Annotated in this window: 5 protein-coding genes and 1 pseudogene; 3 read left to right on the top strand and 3 right to left on the bottom strand. The window is 41.5% G+C overall.

The window, feature by feature from the left end; genetic code table 11:
• Window positions 1–188, top strand: a pseudogene (locus BT127_RS15040) (IS256 family transposase); the annotation flags it as partial.
• 199 nt (window positions 189–387) lie between these two features.
• On the opposite strand, the gene BT127_RS15035 reads toward BT127_RS15040, so the two are convergent.
• Window positions 388–1,452, bottom strand: a complete 1,065-nt coding sequence (locus tag BT127_RS15035; protein ID WP_175541984.1) for a D-alanyl-D-alanine carboxypeptidase family protein — start codon at window positions 1,450–1,452, stop codon at window positions 388–390.
• An 8-nt stretch (window positions 1,453–1,460) separates the two neighbouring features.
• Window positions 1,461–4,337 carry an insulinase family protein gene (locus tag BT127_RS15030; protein ID WP_075425784.1) on the bottom strand — a complete coding sequence of 959 codons (2,877 nt, stop codon included), beginning with the start codon at window positions 4,335–4,337 and terminating at the stop codon, window positions 1,461–1,463.
• A 213-nt stretch (window positions 4,338–4,550) separates the two neighbouring features.
• Here BT127_RS15030 and BT127_RS15025 point away from each other — a divergent pair, with 213 nt between their 5' ends.
• Together BT127_RS15025 and BT127_RS15020 are read left to right on the top strand one after the other, a co-directional pair.
• Window positions 4,551–5,663 (top strand): CobW family GTP-binding protein, encoded by a 1,113-nt coding sequence (locus BT127_RS15025; RefSeq protein ID WP_075425783.1) that lies wholly within the window; start codon window positions 4,551–4,553, stop codon window positions 5,661–5,663.
• Window positions 5,664–5,674: 11 nt separating this feature from the next.
• Entirely contained in the window at window positions 5,675–6,637 is a 963-nt protein-coding gene (locus BT127_RS15020; RefSeq protein WP_075425782.1) for a TIGR03943 family putative permease subunit, read from the top strand.
• A 54-nt stretch (window positions 6,638–6,691) separates the two neighbouring features.
• On the opposite strand, the gene BT127_RS15015 is transcribed toward BT127_RS15020, so the two are convergent.
• Window positions 6,692–7,555, bottom strand: a complete 864-nt coding sequence (locus BT127_RS15015; RefSeq protein WP_075425781.1) for a leucine-rich repeat protein — start codon at window positions 7,553–7,555, stop codon at window positions 6,692–6,694.
• Between the last annotated feature and the right edge of the window lie 140 nt (window positions 7,556–7,695).

Below are 7,695 nucleotides of genomic sequence, written 5' to 3'. Positions count from 1 at the left end.
AGGGCTTCAATCGTCAGCTTCGGAAGGTGACCAAGACCCGCTCGGTCTTCCCGACTGATGACAGTCTGTTCAAGCTGCTGTATCTGGCGATGAAAGATATTACGAAGAAATGGACCGGCCGGCGGCAGGACTGGAGCCGGATCTATGCCCAGCTGGTCATCTACTATGGTGAACGCCTGCCTGAGTGAGGACGGCGCGCGCGTTCATCTGTCAAGAGGGGCTAGCCCCTCTTGACAGATGAACAGGATCATGCTACAATGCAGATAAGACCGACATCTCATCTGCCGGTCTCATCATAATCAATCTATGTTTTCAATATGCACTGTTTTGCGTTTACACAAAATTCGGGATTGAGCCAAAACGGCTTAAAGTTTCCGGGTTTTTTATTCATATAAATGTATCTATCAGTTTGAGAGTAAGAACATATCTGCTGTCATCGGTATCGCATCCTGTAACAGCTGTTATGTATGTTTTACCATTTTTTTCAATAGCCGCAATAAGGCAGTTTCCCGCACTGAGTGTAGTGCCTGTTTTCATTCCCACAGCATATTCGCAGTAATATGGACTTGAAGGATCAAGAAGGTAGTTTGAATTCGTCCATGTAAACTCGTCACCCGATGCTACATTAACAGTTTTTGTAAAAGTACCTGTTATTTCCTTGATCTCAGGAACTTTAAGAACATATTCCGCAAGCACAAGAAGATCGTTTACTGTAGTATAATGATCCGGATCGTCCCAGCCGTCGGGAGTCACAAAATGACTTTCCTTCATACCGATCTCTTCAGCTGTTTCATTCATCAGTTCACAGAATCTGTCCGCGGCTTCCTGATCGGATAAATCTTCTTCGGGAAATTTCTGCCTTGCGGTACAGACTGCAAGAGTGTATGCAGCATCGTTTCCCGATGCCATAAGCATACCTGTCATCAGATCATATACAGATATCTGCTGTCCCGGCTGTATATAAGCCATACTGGAATATGGACTGACAAGTGCTTGCTCACTTCCGACTGTAAATATCTCATCAGTATCAACATACTTAAGAACTGTAGCAGCCGTCAGGAGCTTTGTAAGACTTGCAGGAGCTGTGTGGGTATGAATATCATCGCTGAAAAGCATTTTTCCGTCATCTACAGACAAAACCGCAGCCGAGCGATAATTAGGAGCATCTTTTAGCTTCGCTATGTTAAGAGAAGGATAATCTCCGTCACTGTGAGCAACTTCGGCAATATCGTTTATCCCCTGCTCTCTCGGTTTGGCTGACGCTGTTGTGACCGCAGATGACGTTGTACAGACGGTGGAAGTACCGCTTGTTTCAGCGGTACTTACCGATGTACTTATCGAAGAACCAACATTGCTCTCAGTTTTGGCTTTTTTATCATTTTTTCCGCATGAAGTACATGCTATCAACAAACCTGCAATAATGAATGAGACTGCTTTTTTTAAATCATTCATCGCTGAATTCATGGCAGAGTTACCACGCTTAATTCATGCTTTTTGCAGTTTCCGATCGCTGCATCAGAGCCTATGACACACTTGCTTCCTGTGTTTTCAAGCTTATCAGCAAGTGTAAGAAGATCGGCTGGCTTTATTGCAAGCATAGTTTTACGTCTTGCAATAAGCTCATCTTCGGTTATTCCACGGAAATACAGACTATCAGCTGCCGAAGAAGATGTTGCATCAGAGCAGAGCGGTTCCTGCTTTGCAATTGTACTGATTATGTACTGGTCTATATTATCGGTTTCGGTACAGAACTTCCTTACATAATCAGCCGCAGATTTATAGGTATCGATACTTCTGCAAGGATCAGGATCACGGTATGAATAGTATACAAATGTACCGTTAGCATCAAGAAGTGAACCGGCTCCATATGCACCGCCCTTCACACGCACCTCATTCCAGAGATAATCAAGCGAAATAATATTGGAAAGTACCTGCCATACGGGACGCTCGGTAATTGTTCCGTTAAGTGCTATCGAAGCATATGAGACTCCCGAAGGAATAATTATACCCTGATTTTCAGGAATATCGCATTTCATTGTGAAACCGTCAGCAGCAGGCGCCTCACCGACAGGAAGTGCATTGATAAGCGCAGAGAAATCATGTTCGTCATCTGAAGTGATACTTACCGTAAGTCTGCTTCGGCAGAACAGCTTTTTATAAAGCGCTGACATCTCAGCAAGTACCTTTTCTGCATTTTCATCAATGCCCTGTGAAAGATCACGGAGCTTTTCAACGCAGGTGAATCCTGAGATATACTCATTAAGTGCACCCTCTGCTGAATTCCGAGCTTTAGCACGAAGGGCAGCAAAAGAGTGTCCGCTTGAAATAACCGATTTTCTGCTGTATTCAAAGGACTGCTTTATCTTCTTCTTTAATGCTGCGGTGTCGTCAAATTTAAGATCGGTAAGAAGGTCTGAAGCGAGTTTAAGAGCTTCATCCGCATTGTGTCTCAGGAAGCGCATACCAATACTGATATAAGGGAAGCATACGGTCTTATCTTCCTTACCGCTGTATATCTTTGCTGAACCGCCGAATCCACCGAATAATGATGTGATATTGCGCTGTATCTCAGCTGCTGACATCTTATCAGTGTGCATTTCTTTAAGGACTGAACACATTCTCTCAGCCATAAATATCTCATCAGGTGTAAGATCGTTAGCAGAGAAGTACAGGGATGCTGTTATTATGCCTTTTTCTTTTGCAGGATGTCTTATTATCCTTATGCCGTCCTTTTCTGAAACATATGTCGGGGTTATAACAGGCTTTTCGGAAACCTCAGAAAGCGGAAGTTTTGGAAGTTTCGCTACATCTTCAGGAGCATCAGGCTTCTCCTGCCACTCATCAAGAAGCTTATTGATCCTTATCACTTCTGCCTTTTCTTCCGAGGACATTTTTTCCATTCTATTGAGAAGTCTCTTGTTTTCATCCTCTCGTTCTTCTGTACTTAACGTCTTTGAAGGAAGCATATGTACAACAGCTGTGCCTGTCTTATCTATCATCCATTCTTCAAGAAGCTTCTCATAATAGTCGGTATCAAGCTTGCTTCTCAATGATGCAAAAAGCTCATCCGCACAAAGATACATAAGCGGATCTCCACCGTAAAGCCATGATGACAAAGCGTTTATATTCCTCTCGAGTCCCTGAGGCTCGTCACCTTCACGGAATCTGAATTCAAAACGATTTATAGCTGCGGATAGATCCTTTCTGTCTATGCCCTGAGAAACTATCTCTTTCACTTTATTATCAATGATGTCCTTCAGTGTATCAAAATTATCGGGATTGGTATTACTGATATGAAGCATACCATAAGGCTGTGATATGCCGTCAAGAACATCCATGCTGACATCAAGGCAAAGACCTGAATCGAGAACTGCGCGCTTTAGCGGTGACTCATTTGTACCTGTAAGTGCATACGCAATTATCTGTAAAGCGAATATCTTCTCACGTTCGCTCCAGTCAGCAAGTATCTTAGCTGAAACGTAATGTGACTTTTTCTCCTCTGATTCATCAGCAGAAATACTGTAATAAGCCTTGTGCTCTGCATTCGGAACAGGCTTCTGAATAGGGATATCATGTACAGTATCATTTCTGTCGTAGCCTGAAAGATACTCGCCGTCGATCAGTTCAAGTACACTGTCAATATCAACAGGACCGTCAAGATAAATATATGAATTGGAAGGATGATAGAATGTGCGGTGATGTTCGATGAACTGCTCATAGGTAAGATCGGGTATTGAAACAGGATCTCCACCGGACTCCCAGTGATAGCAGTTATCGGGATATAGAGCTCTCAGAACAGCAAGCTCTATCCTGTTGTTAACAGAATCCATAACTCCCTTCATCTCATTGAAAACTACACCCTTGTAAAGAGGTTCGTCAGATTCCTTGCGCATTTCTATATGCCAGCCCTCCTGACGGAAAATGCTGGGATTCCTGTAGATATCAGGTCTGAATACGGCATCAAGGTATACCTTTGTCAGATTCATGAAATCCGTATCATTTCTGCTTGAAACAGGAAAAACAGTCTTATCGGGAAAGGTCATTGCGTTGAGAAAAGTGTTCATCGAGCTCTTGAGCAGATCAAGAAACGGTTCCTTTACAGGATATTTTTCAGAGCCGCAGAGTACTGAGTGTTCAAGGATATGAAATACGCCTGTATCGTCCGAAGGCAAAGTCTTGAAAGCTATCGAGAATAATTTGTTCTCTTCTTTATTATTCATCCATGCAAGCTTTGCACCTGTCTTATCATGGACCATTTCTATAAGTTCAGCATCAAGTTCGCTGATATTTCTTATACGTGTAACAGTGAAACCATGTAAATGTTCATTAAGATTCATAAATTCCTCCGTGTGTAGAATTATGCATAATGCATTCCATAATATTTTATCATATTATTACAGTTTTGTCAATTTATTGCACCTGCGCAACATCTAAAAAGATTAATGATCATTTTACTCACCTTTCACCTCTTGCATTAATCAGAAAAAAGTGATATAATATAAGTTGGATGCCTATAAAGGTAAATTACTAAAGAAAGAAGTGCATAAATAATGACAAAGATCACTATTTTTTCAGGATTTCTTGGTGCAGGTAAAACTACACTTATAAAGAAACTGATCAAAGAGGGCTATAAAGGTGAGAAACTCGTTCTCATAGAAAACGAATTCGGACAGATAGGTATCGACGGCGGATTTCTCAAAGACGCAGGAATAGAGATCACAGAAATGAACTCGGGATGCATTTGCTGCAGCCTTGTTGGTGATTTCGGAAAAGCACTCGTAAAGGTGCTTGATGAATATAAGCCTGACCGTATACTTATCGAACCTTCAGGCGTCGGAAAGCTCAGCGACGTTATAAATGCAGTAAGAAATATCGATGCTCATGATGTTGAGCTGGACGGATTTACTACTATCGTTGACGCAAAGAAGTGCAAGATGTACCAGAAAAACTTCGGTGAATTCTTCAACAACCAGATAACATATGCAAGCTGCGTTATTTTAAGCCATACAAGCGGACTTACACAGGAGCAGCTCAACGATACTGTACAGCGAATAAGAGAATTCAATAAGGAAGCTCCCATTGTTACAACCGAATGGGATGAACTTTCAGGTGCTCAGATAGTTGATGCAATGACTCAGAAAAATACATTAAGTGATGAGTTGAAGTCACTTCTTGAAGAAGAACACGAGCATCATCACCACCACGATCACGATGATGAGGAACACGAGCATCACCACCACGATCACGATGATGAAGAGCACGAACACCATCATCACCACGATAACGATGATGAGGAGCATGAACACCATCATCACCATGATCACGGTCCTGACTGTACATGCGGATGCCACGATCATGACCATGAACATCATCACCACCATGCAGATGAAGTATTCACAAGCTGGGGTAAGGAGACTCCAAGAACATACACTATGGAAGCTATTACTGCTGCTCTTGAATCGCTCGGTGATGAAGAGAAGTTCGGACTTGTATTACGTGCAAAGGGTATAGTTGCAGGCGAGGACGGTCAGTGGATCCATTTCGACTATGTTCCAGGTGTGCCTGATGTTCGTACAGGAAGTGCTGAAACTACGGGACGTTTATGTGTTATTGGTTCAAAGCTTAACGAAGAAGCTATAGCTAAGCTGTTTCTCGTTGATTAAGGAGGAAAAATATGCCTAATAATCAGGATGAATTCATTCCTGTCTATCTGTTCCTGGGTTTCCTTGAATCAGGTAAAACTAAGTTCATTCAGGAAACCTTTGAGGACAAAAGATTCAATACAGGTGAACGAACTCTCCTTCTCGTTTGTGAAGAAGGTGTTGAGGAATATGATTTTTCAAAATTTCCAAAAAAAGACTGTATAATTCTCCGTACTATCGAGGATAAATCGGATTTCACAGAGGCTAACCTTGAAAAGCTGGTCCGTGAGACTAAGGCAGAAAGGATCGTTCTCGAATATAACGGAATGTGGCCTGTCAATGACCTTTTTGAGAACATGCCCGATAACTGGGGGATCTATCAGACTATGTTCTTTGCTGATGCCACTACATTCATGCAGTACAACGCTAATATGCGTAATCTAGTTGTAGATAAGCTCAATATGTGCGAGCTTGCAGTATTCAACCGCTTCGAGAAGTCAATGGATCCTAATGAGTTCCATAAAATTGTCCGCGGTGTAAGCAGACGTACAGATATCTGCTATGAATATACTGACGGTCAAGTTGCTTATGATGATATCGAGGATCCCCTGCCCTTTGACGTTGAAGCAGCAAACATCGTTATCAATGATGAGGACTACGCACTTTGGTACCGTGATATAATGGAAGAACCCGAAAAGTATGACGGAAAAACAGTTTCATTCAAGGCGATAGCTGCTATCAATTCCAAGTTTCCGGAAGGCTGCTTCGCTCTTGGACGTCATATAATGACATGCTGCGTTGAAGATATCCAGTACTGCTGGATGGTAGCTCAGCACGATACATTTACTCCTACTCAGAAAAAGCACTGGGTATATGTAACAGCAAAAATAAAAGTACAGCGTCATAAGCTGTATAAGGGTAAAGGTCCTGTTCTGATCGTGACCGATATCAAGGATTCTGAAGCTCCCGAAAAGGAAGTTGCTACTTTCTATTAATGAAAAAACAACGCCTGAGAACATTTCTGCTCTCAGGCGATATTTTTATGTTGTTTACTCTATACCCTTGTTGATAACAAGCTTTTTCAGTTCGATAAGATCAAATGCTGATATACGTCCTTCTTTAAAATTAAGATAAGGATATTCAGATACAAGATCCGCATTGAACCAGAGAATATCGCTATCCTTTCCGATAAGATAGTTCTGAAGTTTTACTGCGTCAGCAATGGAAACATCATTGTCACCGTTAACGTCACCATCAAGAATCGACTTGTCTCTCATGCTTTCAGGGATAAAGAACGCATTGCATTCATTCTGGAAAACCTGAATATACTGGCAATAAACTGAATCGGGTACAAATACCTTGCAAAGTTCCTCAGAAACATTATCTCCAAAAAGTCCGAGGTAAAGTGCATCATCCTCAGCAGGTCCATAGGAACTCAGAAGAGTGTCTACAAGCTTATCATCTTCTCTTTTGAATGTAATGTCACTCAGTGATGTGCATCCTTCAAACGGTTCAAAAAATCTTATTACACCTTCCGGGATAGTTATTTCTTTAAGCTCGGTATTTTCAGCAAATGCATCCTTGCCTATAACCTTAAGGCTTTCAGGTAATTCTACTGAACTAAGGTTACATTTGTCAAAGGCGTTCTTGCCTATTTCTTCAAGTCCCTCGGGGAAAACTACGGACATCAGTTCCGAGCAGTCACTAAAAGCACCTGCACCGATAGTTATTACATCATCAGGAATAACTACAGAAGTTTCACCGTTGAGATTGACAGAAGTAAGGATTCCGTCTGTGATACTGAACTCCGCTTGCTTTTCAGCAGAATCATTGTCCTCCGCATTAGCACCGAATGGTACTGCGGATAATACCATAGCCACAGATGTCATAAATAACAATATACTTTTTTTCATGTTAACACACCTCCATAGGAGTAGGTTTATCTCTGTAATTACATAATAACATAAAAACAAAAAGTATGCAATACCTGTGTAAATAATTATATACATTTAACAATCAGATAGTTATAACATATGTGGAATGACATTTGAAA

The organism is Ruminococcus sp. XPD3002 (assembly GCA_900119535.1).
GTDB lineage: Bacteria > Bacillota > Clostridia > Oscillospirales > Ruminococcaceae > Ruminococcus > Ruminococcus flavefaciens_H.
Note: the sequence above shows the minus strand (reverse complement) of the source record. Positions and strands in the feature narration are given on the sequence as shown.